Raw genomic sequence first — 13,199 nt, 5'->3', positions numbered from 1 at the left:
CGACGCAAGCCTAGGCCAAACGCGGTTTTTGGAGTTCCGTCATGTCAGTGCGACCGCTCAGCCGCCGGCGCCCAACATAAGCATAGGCGCGGCCGATCATCCGGAATGGGTGCAGAGCGCCGCGCAATATTTCTACGCTGAAAACGTTGGCGCGCGAAAAATGGCACGCCTTAAGAGGAGGGGACTATGCTTAAACGTCTGATTGCCGCTTCGGCCCTTGCCATCCTCGGAGTTCTGGGAGGCGTTGCATCCGCGCAGTCGCAGACGCTGGTGGTCTGGTCGACCGATCAGTTAGCGGACCCGGCGACTGCGGAGCTCTGGAACAAGATCAAGGCTGAGTTCGAGGCCGCGAATCCATCCGTGACGGTCAACTACATGAAACCGACCGGTAACATCAGCAACGGCGCGGTTCAGGCGGCAATCCAGTCCAACGTTGGACCCGACGTGCTTATTACCACTGCCGGGATCGGCCGCGTCGCCATTGTCGCCAACGCCAAGCTGGTGCGGCCGCTGACGGCGGAATATGACAAAAGGGGGTGGAAGGACAAAATCTATCCTTGGCTCTACAAAGAGCTTGCTGGCCAGTTCGGCGGCGACATCTACGAGGTGCCGGATGACCTCGAGGCAATCGGCATCTGGTATCACAAGGACATGTTCAACAAGAACGGCTGGTCGCTCAAAGGCGGATGGGCTGCCTTCCAATCCACACTGGACAAGATCAGGGCCTCTGGCATCGAGCCCATCGCGGTCGGCGTCCGCAACAGCACCAGCGGCGGCCATCTGTTCGGCAGCTACTTGCAGGCCGCAGCCGGCCGAGAGGTGATGGGTCAGGTCGTGTCCGGAAAAATCCCTTGGACTGATCCGAGAGTCATCAAAGGAGCGCAGAACCTGATTGACGGCGTCAAGGCCGGGCACATCAATCCTAAGATGGTGAGCCTCGACCGGGATGCCGCCGTTCGCCTGTGGGCTAACAAGCGCGCGGCCCTGTTCTTCGCCGGCCCGTGGTTCACCGAAATAGCCCGGCGGGTCGGCTACGATCTTTCGAATCTCGGCTATGCGACGATCCCGAGCGACCTGGAGGACGGGTCTCTACCTATCGGATCCGTGTCGCAGTCATGGATGGTCCCGGTGAGCTCGAAGCAGCCGGAACTTGCCATGAAATGGATCGACTTCATGCTTTCGGATAAGATCATGCGGCTCCGCAACGAGCACATTTCGCTCCCAGTGCGCGATGTGCCCGACTTGAAGCCGGCCCTTCCCGTCAGGCGCGATGCCTTCACGGCTGCGGCCAAGGGCATCGGCTACAACCCCACGGGCTACATCCCCAGTGGCGCAATTGACACCTACTATCAGGTGATTGGCGGACTGATTGGCGGCCAAGTCTCTGCCAACGACGGACTTGCGCAGATCCAGGGCAAGATGGGACAGTAGGTCGAGATTTCCATGCCATCGAGAGCGAAATTGGTTCAGGACGCTTTTGCTGATGAAAGTGTGGGCAGCCACCCTGCTTCCTCCTCCATCGCCGACAGACGCCCGCAGAGGCGATTACGTGACAGCCGCGCCACGGCTTTCGCCCTGCTCCTGCCGGCGATCGCGGTCTACTCGGTCTTCTCGCTGCTGCCGATCGTGGCCACGGTGTGGATCAGCTTCACAAATTCCCACGGCTTCAACACGGAGGCGCAGTTTGTCGGGCTCGACAACTATGTGCGCGCCTATGGCGACTCAATTGTCTGGGGGAGCTTGGCGCGCACGTTCCTATGGCTCTTTTATCACGTGGTGTTGTCCGTTGGACTCGGCCTGGCGCTTGCGCTCGCGGTCAGCAGCCTCGTCCGCGGCAAGGTGTTCTTTCGCACGACGCTTTTTTTGCCCCACCTTGTCTCTCTCGCCGTGGTAGGCGTGATCTGGGCCAACGTCTACGATCCATTCTACGGGCTCATGAACAGCGTGCTCGCGAAGCTAAACTTGGCCTGGCTGGAGCAAGGCTGGCTCTCCGACCCGCTGCTTGTCCTGTTCTCGGTCAACGTGGCAAGTTCCTGGCAAGGCTTCGGGCTCTACATGCTGCTCTTTATGGCCGGACTGCAGAATCTCGACCCAAGCCTTTACGATGCTGCCGAAGTGGATGGGGCCAACGCGTGGCAGAAGCTGATCCACGTCACGTTGCCCGGCCTTCGCGAGGTGACGACCTTCGTCCTCTCGCTGGCCATGATAAACGCCCTGCGAGGCTTCGCGACGGTCTTCGTGATGACCGCCGGCGGGCCGTTCTACGCCAGTGAGATTATCTCAATCTACATCTATCACCTGACTTTTCAAGTGCAGGACCACGGCTTGGCGGCGGTGCTGTGCATCCTGATGAGTGTGATCGCCATTACCATCACGATCGCCTTCAATCGCTGGCGCGCCCGGAGGGCTGTATGAGCGTCTCACGTAAAGACTGGCGGGTTCTGGCGTTACTCGCGCCGGCGACGTTCATCATCGTAGCTCCGTTTCTGTGGCTCATTACCTCGAGTCTTAAAACTGAGGCGGAAATCGGCGCAAGCAATCCCTTCGCGCTGCCCAACAAGCTGATGTGGCAAAACTACGCGGACGCATGGAAGATTGGCGGCTTTGCGGATCTCATCGGCAACAGCCTGATGAACGTGGCAGGCGTGGTGCTCCTACTGCTCCTTGTTTGCGTGCCCGCCGGCTATGTGCTCGCCAAGATGCGTTTTCCCGGACGCGAATGGGTGTTCTACGGCTTCATCTTCGGGCTCACCATTCCGATCAACGCGATCATCATCCCCCTCTACCAAGTGCTAACTGGCCTCGGCCTGATCGACTCGCTGACGGGCGTGGTGCTGGCGCAGGTGAGCAACGGCGCGCCCTTTGGTATTTTCCTGATGCGCTCGTTCTTTGTTAGTGTTCCTGGCGAGCTCAGCGAAGCGGCCAAGGTCGACGGAGCCAACCATTTCCAGATTCTGACGCGGGTTTTCCTGCCGCTTTCCATGCCCGCGGTGCAGGCGTTGGTGATCATCTCGGCACTGTCGACTTGGAACGACTTTTTCCTGCCACTGGTGGTGCTGATCAGCCCAGACGTACAGACTCTGCCGCTTGGGCTTGTCCGCTTTGTCTCCACGAACGTGACCTCCTATCACCTGGTCTTCTCGGGCACCGTGATCACGTTCCTTCCGGTGATCGTCCTTTTTGTCCTCATGCAGAGACGCTTCACCGAGGGCCTCACGCAAGGTGCACTCAAAGGCTGATATCCGTGCCAGGCTTCAATCTGCTGCGCTGAACAGTTCGCGCAGAACCGAGACAAGATGAGGGAATGACGAGATGGCTTCAGTTGAGATTCGCAGCGTGAAGAAGGCCTACGGCAAGGTCCAGGTAGTTCATGGCGTGTCGCTTGCCATCGCCGATGGCGAATTCGTGGCCCTGGTCGGGCCCTCCGGCTGTGGGAAATCGACCCTTTTGCGCATGATCGCGGGCCTGGAAAACATCTCCGCCGGCGAGATCCGCATCGGCCATCGAGTTGTGAACGACGCGGCACCGAAGGAGCGTGACATCGCCATGGTTTTCCAGAGCTACGCGCTTTATCCCCATATGACCGTGGCCGACAACATGGCGTTCTCGCTTAAGCTGAAGCGGGCGCTGAAGGCGGAGATCGCCACCCGCGTCAACCGAGCTGCGGCCATCCTCGGGCTCGAGCAACTGCTCGGGCGTTATCCGCGCGAACTCTCTGGCGGCCAGCGCCAACGAGTCGCCATGGGGCGGGCACTCGTTCGCGACCCGCAGGTCTTCTTGTTTGACGAGCCGCTTTCGAACCTCGACGCCAAGTTGCGGGTGGCGATGCGCACCGAGATCAAGGCGCTCTACCAGCGACTCAAGACTACCACCATCTATGTCACTCACGATCAGACCGAGGCAATGACCATGGCTGACAAGATCGTGGTCATGCATGACGGCGTGGTCGAGCAGGTCGGCGCGCCGCTCGAGCTCTATGACAAGCCGGCCAACCTGTTCGTCGCCGGCTTCATCGGCTCGCCGGCAATGAACATCCTCGACGGGCGCCTGGAGACGTCCGGTTTTCAGTCCGGCGCCCTCGTGCTGCCACTCGCCGCTGGGGCAGCCATCGGCGACGGCCGCCCGGCGCTTTACGGCATCCGCCCCGAACATTTTTGCCTCACCGACAATGGGCTGCCGGTCGAGGTGATGGTGGTCGAACCAACTGGCGCGGAAACCCTGGTGTTAGCCAAGGCCGGCGGTCAGGAGCTCACTCTGGTATTCCGCGAGCGCATCCAAGTCAGGCCAGGGGAGATCATCCGCGTGCAGCCCGATGCCGCGCTAGTGCATGTGTTCGACAAGGAGACCGGGCGGCGGCTGAATTGAAAAATGCGGTCTTGGTGCAAAAAGGGTACCGCTGCATTACCTTGGAAAAGACATAACGAACCCCGACCGGGGGGGCACTCCGGCCGCAAGCCAGAAGAGCTGGTTGACAGGACTGATTTGGCCTGTTCTGCCGGACTGTGTCAGCACACGCTGGCCGCAGCAGATCATGCGGAAGGACCTCAAAGTGCTTCCGCAGACTTCTGAGTAACCCGTGTGCCGAATCAATCTTGACCCGCTTCATGAACCCGAAGCCAGGCTCGATGGATTGTGTACATCTCTTAGTGCATCCTTAAGCTTGAACCGCCAGGATTCGTATCCCGTCTCCACGCTAAAATTGGGCCTCGGGCAAAGCTGGCCGTATCGCCTCGCGCTCACGACCGCTTCTGGTGTCGGTCGACTGATTCCACCACCAAGGTGGTCCCAGATGCGTCGGGCCCGTGCCCCGGGCCGCCGATCAGAACGAGGTTGTAAGCTTGCTCGGTGAACTCCAAGGTGTGCAGCTCTCGAACCAGTTGCTCGTTGATCGATGTGGCCTCGAAGTCGAAGCCCGCCAAGTCCCGGTGCGCGGGGAAGCGAGCCAAGGCGTGTTGAGAGGCGAACGAGCCATTGCGGGTACACGCGCAAGCTCAGCACCTGGTTCATGTACTTCGTGCGCACTCTGTAGCGGTTTTGCTGGAAGTGGATGAGCGAGGTGTAATTTTTTGGGCTGTACGTGTGTTACATGACGAGCTAGGCGACATCGCCGCCTTATGACACGGTGCCCTCCAAGTTACGTCGGTGCTTTACGGGAGTAATCAAGAGCGCAAAAGCTGCCGCCCTGGTAGCGTTCGGCAACAGGGTTGCCACTTGCCTTTCCGTCGAGCTTGGCAATGTAAGGATCAGCACTGTCCTGCGGAGCCCAACCGATAGTCTCTCGCCCGTCCTTGCGCCACCACGTCATCCGTGCATTCTTGGAAACTCCCCAAATCACGAGGCAGCCGGCACGGCCGGTACTCTCAGCGAGCGTGCTGCGCTCCACAAGTCGTGTCAGGTCCCCATGGGAGAGCCACGTGCTCAGCATCCGGTCGTCTGTCGGCTCTGGCGTGCACGAGCCGATGCGCAGGAACACGCTCTCCACGCCGTACTTATCCCAATAGAGCCAACCCATTAGTTCGCCATAGGCCTTTGAGATGCCATAATAGCCATCTGAGCGCATTTGACAGTCGTCGTCGAGAACCTCGTTGCGCTCATGAAATCCGATCGTGTGATTCGATGAGGCGAACACCATCCGCATTCTCTCTCGTCGCGCGGCCTCATAGGCATGATAGAGCCCGCGAATGTTGGGCCCGATGACCGTTTCGAACGGATGCTCCACGGAGATGCCTCCGAAATGCAGGATGGTTCCGCATCCTTCCGCGAGGCGGAGAATCGCAGGTCCGTCCTCGAGCTCGGCGAGTGTGAAGCGCGCGCCCTCTGGGACCTTGTCGGGAAACGGCACCCGATCGGTGAGCCGTAAGGCCCACCCTTGGGCCGCGAGCGCCTTCGCCAGCACACGGCCCAAGGCGCCTGACGCGCCAGTCAGCAGGGTAGGCTTCGCGGGAACTGTCATATCAGACTCCGTGTCTAAATTGCATGAGACGCCGGGGACCAAATCAAGCTTGCAGAAAGGCAAGCGTGCACGGACTAGCGCTCACAAGCGCCGCATCGCGCTGGGAGAGGTCGCCTGATATGGGATCGATCTCGAACGTCACAATGCTATTACCCTGCTCGTTGGCGACTATCAAACATTGTCCTGCGGGATCGAGCGTCATGAAGCGCGGTTCGCGCCCCTGTGTCGATGTCCAGCCAAGGGTGTCCAGCCGACCGTCCGTCTCGTCAAAGGCGAAACGCGCGATGCTATCCAGCCCGCGATTGGAGGCATAGACAAAGCGGCCGCAGGGCGAGATCACGATCGCCGCGGCTGTACTCGCGCCGAAGAAGTCCGCCGGCAGAGCGGGCGCCAAGTGCAGGGGCATCAGCTTGCCTGCCTTCTCATCCCACCGGCAGGTTGCGACGGACGACTCCAGTTCGTTGACGATGAAGGCGAACGACAGGTGCGGATGGAACACGAGATGGCGCGGTCCGGCGCCGGATCGCATCGCTACTCGGCTCACGATCTCGAGACGCCCGTCCGCCGCATCAAATGCGAGAGTGAAAACGCAGTCGAGACCCTTGTCTGGCACCAGGATGAAGCGCCCGGAAGGGGCGGGGACCACGCAATGCGGATGCGAGAAGGTTTGTTCGGTGCGGTGCGGGCCGGTTTCTCCCGGCAAATCGAGCAGATGCACCGACGGCTCCAGAGAGCTGTCCGGCCGGATGGGTAGTGTCGCGATCGAGCCAGTTGCGTAGTTTGCGACGAGCAGAAACTGGCCCGAAGGGGCGAGCGTCAGATGGACGCCGTTCTTCCCGCCGGTGGCAGCTTGGCCTAGTGGCACGAGTGCTCCGGTGGCGGCGTCGATGGCGAAGGCGCTCACGAAATCGGAATCGCCGTGCACCATATAGAGCGCGCGGCGTTTCGGATCGGTGATGAGAAAAGACGGGTTGACGAGACCGCCCACGTGATGCGCATAGGTCCAGGTGCCGGACCAGGGTTGGGCGCGGTAGACGTCGATCCCCCTGCCGCGCGCTTTGCGCTGCTCGGTTGTGAAACAACCGACGAAGACGAATCCGCCGGCTGTGCCATGGGACACCCAACCTCGCTGAACGATGCTGCTTGTTCCAGTCATCCTTCCTCCGGTCTGCGGTTTTGGTCGACGGCAATCGCCGCAACCTCATGTTACCTGTCCGTGAGTGTTTCCCGTTTGGCTTGTCGTCACGCTTGTTTGACGGCCCTCCAACGCTTCCGGTCAGGCGCTGCCACGCCGTAGCGCTCAATAGCGGCCTCGTCGAAGGCGAAGCCGAGACCGGGTTCCTGCGGAAGAAGCAGGTCACCGTTCTCCAGCTTCAACTGGCGGTCGATGAGCAGACGGAAGTTCACGACATGATCGTCAGGCATGAATTCCACCCAGCTCGCATTCGGCGCCGAGGCGACAAGATGCACATGCACGTCATGCCAGGCATGGGGCGAGACCTGTATGCCGTAGCAGGCGGCCATCGCGGCAATTCGCCGCCATTCCGTGACACCGCCGCAGACGATGGCGTCGGGCATAATGATTTGCGCGGCCCTACGTTCGACCAGATCCTTGAACCGCCAGCGGCCCGCTTCGACCTCGCCGGTCGCTAACATCACCGGCGTCCGCTCGGCCAGCAAAGCGTGACTATCGATATCGTCAGGAAGAAAAGGCTCTTCGATCCAGTACGGATCGTATTTCTCAAGGCGCTTCACATAGCGCATGGCAGTGGCCAGATCCGGCCAAGCGTTGTTCGCATCGAGCATGATCTCGACGTCCGGCCCCGTGGCCTCGCGAACGGCTGCAAGGCGCTCCTCCTCCTCTCCAGGCGAGAGGCGACCAGTCTTGATCTTGATGGCTTTGTGCCCCGCTGCGACAAAGGCTTGCGCCTCCTCCGCCAGCGCCCGGTTGTCCTTGCCGGGCCAGTAATAGCCGCCGCTTCCATAAGCGGGCACTCGATCGAGGACGCAGCTCCCGAGGTAGCGGTTCAGCGGCAGCCCGACGCTGCGCGCCGACAGATCCCAAAGAGCGATGTCGATGGCGGAAAGAGCCCGCATGACGACGCCCACACGCCCGATCAACAGCGTTTCCTGATAAAGTTCACGCCAGATCCCCTCGACGCGGGTGGACTCGTCACCGATCAGCTGCGGCGCCAGAATCTCCCGCGCCGCATCGGCGAGGAGCGCGCCGGAATTATTCACGGCATAGCTGTAGCCAAGACCCTGCTTCCCATCCTCGCCGGTGATGCGGACAAGGCAGTATTCGCGAGCCCTCACCGTGCGAGTCGAGAAATTGATCGGATTGGAAAGGGGAACCCTGGCTAGGCATACATCGACACGGGCAATCTTGGTCATGGGACGGCCTCCTGCAAAGTCTTAGGTGCGTTAATTGCTTTTTGTCCTCGTTCCCCGCCACCGAGTGCTGGGTCTCAACCCGGCATCAACCCGAATGACGGATCCGGTGATGTAGTTGGCTCTTGCGCCGGCCAAGAAAGTAACTACTAGCTGCGGGGCTCGCCATAGTGTCCCACCGAGAATTGAATCGGGCTCTCCGCCTCGATTTCGCAATCCGCGGCTCGATCGACGCAGGGTCGGCGAGGTCCCTCGGCACAATTTTCACCTCGGGCCCTTCGCGGATTTCCGCTGCCACCCGCGCCAAAGCGCTCTCGGCACGGTCGAATAGCACCACCTTTGCCACTTCGGCTGCCAACGATGGCATCGCCGAGGCCACCGCCACCGCCGAAAGCGAGTGGCAAGCGTCCTTCAAGTCCCAAATCCATGTTCGGGCTCGTTACGCGGTCTGGGCCAAGGGGCGGCGGTCGGTTCGCGCGAGGCGCTGCAGCAGATAGTCGATCTCGGCGCGGGCCTTGGCGGAGAGGCCGGCTCCCGGGGGGACGCAGTGCCGGGTTGGCGATGATGCCGCGGCGCGCCATCAGGTACTTGCGCACGGCGAGACCGATGTTGGGCTGCTGCTCGTAGCGCAGCAGTGGCAGATGCGCGTCGAAGATGTCGTGAGCCGCGCCACGCTTTCCTACCCGGCCGGACTTGACGACAACGTATTCGCCGATGGCCGCGGCGGCTTGAGAATAATAGGAAACAATCTGGTCTTCGGTCCGCAGCGTGTTAGGTGGTGCGATCATCACGCCGGCGGCGCCCGCCTCCATGGCCTCTCGCGTCAGCGCGCGCATGGCGGCAAAGCCCGGCGCGCTCACGCCGACGATGATCTGTATCTTGCCGGCCCGGCGGATCATCCTCGTTGCGAATTCCCTCGCCTCCTGAGCCTCCAGCTTCGGCGCCTCTCCCATAACACCGAGAATGGTGATGCCGTCACACCCCACGGAGCCGTAGAAATCCGTCATGCGATCCGCGGAGGCCCAGTCGTCGTGGAAGGGTGTGGGCGCGATGGCGAAGACGCCGGACGCGGTGTGATCGAGCAGCATAGTTTCCTCCGAAATTTGCCGCCGGGATATTGCGCGTGCCCAAACCAAGGGGCTACCGTCCTATTTGCATGTTCAAACATCGGATTTTCCGTTGAATACCCGCCACCTCGCCACCCTGCTCGCTGTGGCGGAATGCGGCAGCGTTGCCGCCGCCGCCCGGCGTCTAGGACTTGCCGCCTCAACGGTCACGGAGCAGCTTCAGGCTCTGGAGCGAGAATTCAAAGCTTCGTTGGTGGTGCGCAATGGTCGTTCGATGACCGTCTCAGCGGCGGGACGCGCCGTGGCCGATGCCAGCCGCTCGCTGCTGGCCCACATAGCGGAGCTGGGCCAGATCGCGCAGATGGGGATGCCGCGCGGCAACCTCACCCTCGGCAGCATCTCGACCGCCATGATCTCGCTGCTTCCTGGCACGATCCGGCGGCTGACGCAGATGGCACCGGATATGAGCCTCAAGGTCGTCCCCGGTACATCCGAACAGCTCATCCAGTTCCTCCACGGCGGGACGATCGACTGCGCGGTCATCGTCCGGCCACCTTGGCAGATCCCGAAGTCGCTGAGCTGGCACTCGCTCCGTCAGGAACGGCTTCAATTGCTGAGCGCCGGCCCGCTTGATGAGGGGGGCATTGCCGCCCATCTTGCCAAAACCCCCTTCATCCGCATGGACCGTCAGTCCTGGACGGGTCGCATTATCAGTCGCTTCCTTGACGATCATCAGCTTCGGGTAAATGAAATTTTCGAGCTGGATGGGCTTGAGGCGATCGCCATGCTCGTTGCCGAAGGACTGGGTACGGCTCTCGTCCCAGCCTGGACACCGAACGCTATCGCCGACCAGCAGAAGCTCGTGCGAACCGCGATTGCGGATGCGAACTACGTCCGACATGTAGGTCTACTGGGCACACGGGGTGCGAAGCAGGAGCTGATTGCGGTTTTGGGCAATGCTCTGTCTGCGTCACCGGACGAAAGCGATAAGTAGCGCTGCACTGGCATTCAAGTTGGTGGTTCTGCGGATTGGGCGTCCACCGCGGGAAGCAGGTTCGTGAGGTACTGAGCTTGGAGGCCAGCATAGCTTGTTTTTCGTTCAGCCCAACCTGCAATGAGCGACAGAGCTCAAGGCGCGGATTGGGGAAGGACGGGGGAGGATGGAACGACGAAGACGACGAGTGTCTTCCGCAGACGCCGCACAGCGAGACGACGATCGAGGCCTATGCCGCGAGCATCGCCGCCAAGGACATCCTGCAAAATCTGGTTGTAGAACCGGAGTTCGACGGAGAAGGGGCGGCTGCGGTTCTGTGACCATCGGTGAGGGCAGGCGGCTTGCCCAGCTCCCCTGGGTAAAGCGGAAGGAGATCAAGGCGGAGCCGATACGCTGTGTCATTGAACCGCGAACGATCCGCACGAAATCAGCCTTGACGAGAACGTCACCATGCCCCCCCGACAATCCCGCCATGAGCGAGCCGATATCCTCGGGACGCGCGCGCCGATATGATTCGGAATACGCCGTTGTGTGTCGCGGTCGTACTCGCCGACGAGGCCGCCCTCCTTTCGGAAGCCCAGCCTCACGCAACGCTCGTCGCCGATCACGTCTACTTTGCAGGCGAAGAAAATCCTACTCCACGAGCGGCGCTTCGACGATTGGGGTCTCGAGCCGCTTGATGCCGGCGCCTATCACGACCTCCTGGAAACCCTCGAAGATCGCTACGGCCGTTCCACCATCGTCACTGCCAGCTCCCCGTGGACCAATGGCATGCGTCCATCGGAGAGCCGATGACTTCATGATCCTCCTTCTTCGAACGCTTGGTGCGCCGCACCCGCTTGCGAAGTTGACTGATTTGTTCGTCTGAGAGTTCGATCTGCCATGGCTGGCTCTTGGCTAGCTGACGGCCTGCCGATAATCCGCGCGTGAGATAATCGAAGACGGTTTGCGGGGTTATTCCAAGCTCGCTGCTGCGCCCTGAATCGAGAAGCTGCCGTCAGGCCAGCGCATCGGATTTTGCCTAAAGGCGCAGCCGCGGGTCGCGACAAAGCCTTCCTGATTGAGTATTGCCGCGATCTCGTCATTTTGTGTTCAGCATTCAACTCGGCGATTCGTTGCCGCAAACAATCAATAATCGATGTAGTCGCGTAAGTGTGAACGCGCCGCTGCACGTGAGGTTCGCTGATCGCGCCCGTCTGCCATACGATCTTGAGCCAAACCTGACCTTGGGTCAGCTTCTGATCAAGAACGACTTCGCGGATGACAAGCCGCAGAATGTGCTTTCGATCGGCTGCCGACGTGGTGGCCGCGTTCCAAATCCGCGGCAGATTCTCGGCAAGCGCTTGTAGCGCTGCGCGTTCCGCCGGGCCAATAACAAGCGACTCCAGCGCGCGCCAACGCACATGTTCCTGCTCGAAGCCTCGCCGACACGCAGCTTCTCTTCCTAGGCAGTTCTCGGGCTCGACGGTATCATACTGACGCCGCGTGCGCTCGGCCTCGTAGCGGGCGCGCTCCACGCGAAGAGAGCCCACTGACGCTCGAGCTGACGGCCCTCTTCCTCCAGCTGGCCCGCCGCCGCGAGTGCGATTGCAATCTGATCCGACATCAAGGCGTCGAGAACCACCCGCTCGACCAGCGCACCAACCGCCAGGGCCCGGAATTCCTGTCACAAGGCATTGCCTTGCTGGTTACGATCCGACCGGCAGCAATAAACCCAGTGACACCGGCATCAGCGATCTCCGCTCGAGCAGCAGACCATGCACGTCAACAAGGTCCATCACGTCACCACCATTACCCAGGTCGCAAAGGACCTCGGTGAAGACGAAGACTGGCTGCGCGACATCGCCATCGAAATGGAGATCGAGGACGGCGTCATCTGGATCTATGGCGTCGGAGAAGACGGCGTCAAGGCGTTCACCGACTTCGGAATCGAGAACCTGATCGAGCTTACCTACAAGGAAAACCCTGGACTGCTTAAGCGCTAACCACTCCGTCTGCGGCCTACGCTGGACGGATATCTCGCAACCGATTGTCAGGGTAATAAGCCTGATCAATCCGATGCTCCGGAGGTGGGTGAACTACTTCGGGATTGGACATTCCAGTGAGTTCTTGAGCTACATCAAGATTAGGTAGAGAAGAAGGTCAGGCGCCATCTGGCGCAGGCTCGGAAACAAAGGGCTTCTGCTGGAAGCGATGGAATAGGTCGTGGCTGTACGACACTCTCACGCAGTTCACTATCGAGTGCGACGCGATGCACCGAAAGCTGCGCCACCGGATAGGTCCCACAAGCCTTGGAGTGAAGCAAATGGGAGCGCGCAGTCCGGGAAATCCGCATGCCTGCCGGCGCGACGATCCTCGACCCTACCTCGGCGCGACCCGCTAGCCGCTAAATGTCACCAACGAAATGGAAGTCGAGGACGAGTCATCTGGGTCTATAGCTTCGGCGAAGACAGCGCCGCGCCCTGCACCGAATTCGGGATCGAGAACTTGAAGGAGCTCGAAGAGACACAAAGAAGACCCCAGACTCCTCAGGCCTTGAGATCAGAAAACACGCCTGCCTGCGGTCTACGCCGCAGGTGCGCTGGATCTGCCCACTGCTCGCCATCGATGCTGAAGCTTTCGACCATGACGTCACCCTAGAGTTCGCCGCGATCTCCGCCGTCGCCCAGCGCCATAACGAGATCAGCCAGATCCTTTCGACCACCCCTCGCCAGTTCGAATCGATGCATCCACGGTTGATCTGAGGCCGGCAAACTGGACCGTTTTTGGCTAGAGTTTTTCGCACCGATTCCCT

11 protein-coding genes and 4 pseudogenes are annotated in these 13,199 nt (G+C 60.8%); 10 read left to right on the top strand and 5 right to left on the bottom strand.

The window, feature by feature from the left end; all coding sequences use genetic code 11:
* The first annotated feature begins 186 nt into the window (after positions 1 to 186).
* The 4 genes from ACFFWD_RS00360 to ACFFWD_RS00345 all read left to right on the top strand — a co-directional run bounded on the left by ACFFWD_RS00360 (position 187) and on the right by ACFFWD_RS00345 (position 4,365).
* A complete protein-coding gene (locus ACFFWD_RS00360) occupies positions 187 to 1,431 on the top strand; it encodes an ABC transporter substrate-binding protein (RefSeq protein ID WP_376960311.1) in 1,245 nt (414 codons plus the stop codon).
* A gap of 12 nt (positions 1,432 to 1,443) precedes the next feature.
* Positions 1,444 to 2,415, top strand: a complete 972-nt coding sequence (locus tag ACFFWD_RS00355) for a carbohydrate ABC transporter permease (RefSeq protein WP_376960309.1) — start codon at positions 1,444 to 1,446, stop codon at positions 2,413 to 2,415.
* On the top strand, positions 2,412 to 3,239 hold the full coding sequence (locus ACFFWD_RS00350) for a carbohydrate ABC transporter permease (protein WP_376960307.1): 828 nt from the start codon (positions 2,412 to 2,414) through the stop codon (positions 3,237 to 3,239). The genes ACFFWD_RS00355 and ACFFWD_RS00350 overlap by 4 nt, the downstream gene beginning before the upstream one ends.
* A gap of 73 nt (positions 3,240 to 3,312) precedes the next feature.
* Positions 3,313 to 4,365, top strand: coding sequence for an ABC transporter ATP-binding protein (locus tag ACFFWD_RS00345; protein ID WP_376960305.1), 1,053 nt, complete (start codon positions 3,313 to 3,315; stop codon positions 4,363 to 4,365).
* 371 nt (positions 4,366 to 4,736) lie between these two features.
* Here the strand turns inward: ACFFWD_RS00345 and ACFFWD_RS00340 are convergent.
* From ACFFWD_RS00340 to ACFFWD_RS00320, 5 genes and pseudogenes are all read right to left on the bottom strand, one after another.
* Positions 4,737 to 4,955, bottom strand: a pseudogene (locus ACFFWD_RS00340) (ATP-binding protein); the annotation flags it as partial.
* A gap of 179 nt (positions 4,956 to 5,134) precedes the next feature.
* Positions 5,135 to 5,953: an NAD-dependent epimerase/dehydratase family protein gene (locus ACFFWD_RS00335; RefSeq protein ID WP_376960303.1), complete on the bottom strand. Its 819-nt coding sequence runs from the start codon at positions 5,951 to 5,953 to the stop codon at positions 5,135 to 5,137.
* Between the two features lie 43 nt (positions 5,954 to 5,996).
* Positions 5,997 to 7,109 carry a lactonase family protein gene (locus ACFFWD_RS00330; RefSeq protein WP_376960301.1) on the bottom strand — a complete coding sequence of 371 codons (1,113 nt, stop codon included), beginning with the start codon at positions 7,107 to 7,109 and terminating at the stop codon, positions 5,997 to 5,999.
* An 86-nt stretch (positions 7,110 to 7,195) separates the two neighbouring features.
* Positions 7,196 to 8,347 (bottom strand): mandelate racemase/muconate lactonizing enzyme family protein, encoded by a 1,152-nt coding sequence (locus tag ACFFWD_RS00325; RefSeq protein ID WP_376960299.1) that lies wholly within the window; start codon positions 8,345 to 8,347, stop codon positions 7,196 to 7,198.
* Positions 8,348 to 8,783: 436 nt separating this feature from the next.
* Positions 8,784 to 9,432: pseudogene (locus ACFFWD_RS00320) on the bottom strand (dihydrodipicolinate synthase family protein).
* 91 nt (positions 9,433 to 9,523) lie between these two features.
* Here ACFFWD_RS00320 and ACFFWD_RS00315 point away from each other — a divergent pair.
* The 6 genes and pseudogenes from ACFFWD_RS00315 to ACFFWD_RS00290 all read left to right on the top strand — a co-directional run bounded on the left by ACFFWD_RS00315 (position 9,524) and on the right by ACFFWD_RS00290 (position 12,538).
* Positions 9,524 to 10,405: a LysR family transcriptional regulator gene (locus ACFFWD_RS00315; protein WP_376960297.1), complete on the top strand. Its 882-nt coding sequence runs from the start codon at positions 9,524 to 9,526 to the stop codon at positions 10,403 to 10,405.
* 197 nt (positions 10,406 to 10,602) lie between these two features.
* Positions 10,603 to 10,855 (top strand): annotated as a pseudogene (locus ACFFWD_RS00310) (ParB/Srx family N-terminal domain-containing protein); the annotation flags it as partial.
* Positions 10,856 to 11,059: 204 nt separating this feature from the next.
* Positions 11,060 to 11,196: pseudogene (locus ACFFWD_RS00305) on the top strand (ATP-binding protein); the annotation flags it as partial.
* Positions 11,197 to 11,559: 363 nt separating this feature from the next.
* Positions 11,560 to 11,754, top strand: coding sequence for a hypothetical protein (locus ACFFWD_RS00300; RefSeq protein WP_376960295.1), 195 nt, complete (start codon positions 11,560 to 11,562; stop codon positions 11,752 to 11,754).
* A gap of 408 nt (positions 11,755 to 12,162) precedes the next feature.
* Entirely contained in the window at positions 12,163 to 12,390 is a 228-nt protein-coding gene (locus tag ACFFWD_RS00295; RefSeq protein WP_376960294.1) for a hypothetical protein, read from the top strand.
* On the top strand, positions 12,371 to 12,538 hold the full coding sequence (locus ACFFWD_RS00290; protein ID WP_376960389.1) for a group II intron maturase-specific domain-containing protein: 168 nt from the start codon (positions 12,371 to 12,373) through the stop codon (positions 12,536 to 12,538). Before ACFFWD_RS00295 ends, ACFFWD_RS00290 begins: the two co-directional genes overlap by 20 nt.
* Positions 12,539 to 13,199 lie beyond the last annotated feature (661 nt).

Source organism: Bradyrhizobium erythrophlei (assembly GCF_042430365.1).
Lineage (GTDB): Bacteria > Pseudomonadota > Alphaproteobacteria > Rhizobiales > Xanthobacteraceae > Bradyrhizobium > Bradyrhizobium erythrophlei.
This window is presented reverse-complemented; position numbering and strand designations above follow the sequence as displayed.

Excerpts from the sequence above, each read along its gene's own strand:
- ACFFWD_RS00335 (WP_376960303.1), bottom strand. The coding sequence starts at position 5,953 with ATGACAGTTCCCGCGAAGCCTACCCTGCTGACTGGCGCGTCAGGCGCC.
- ACFFWD_RS00325 (WP_376960299.1), bottom strand. The coding sequence starts at position 8,347 with ATGACCAAGATTGCCCGTGTCGATGTATGCCTAGCCAGGGTTCCCCTT.
- ACFFWD_RS00350 (WP_376960307.1), top strand. The coding sequence starts at position 2,412 with ATGAGCGTCTCACGTAAAGACTGGCGGGTTCTGGCGTTACTCGCGCCG.
- ACFFWD_RS00355 (WP_376960309.1), top strand. The coding sequence starts at position 1,444 with ATGCCATCGAGAGCGAAATTGGTTCAGGACGCTTTTGCTGATGAAAGT.
- ACFFWD_RS00360 (WP_376960311.1), top strand. The coding sequence starts at position 187 with ATGCTTAAACGTCTGATTGCCGCTTCGGCCCTTGCCATCCTCGGAGTT.
- ACFFWD_RS00295 (WP_376960294.1), top strand. The coding sequence starts at position 12,163 with ATGCACGTCAACAAGGTCCATCACGTCACCACCATTACCCAGGTCGCA.
- ACFFWD_RS00345 (WP_376960305.1), top strand. The coding sequence starts at position 3,313 with ATGGCTTCAGTTGAGATTCGCAGCGTGAAGAAGGCCTACGGCAAGGTC.
- ACFFWD_RS00330 (WP_376960301.1), bottom strand. The coding sequence starts at position 7,109 with ATGACTGGAACAAGCAGCATCGTTCAGCGAGGTTGGGTGTCCCATGGC.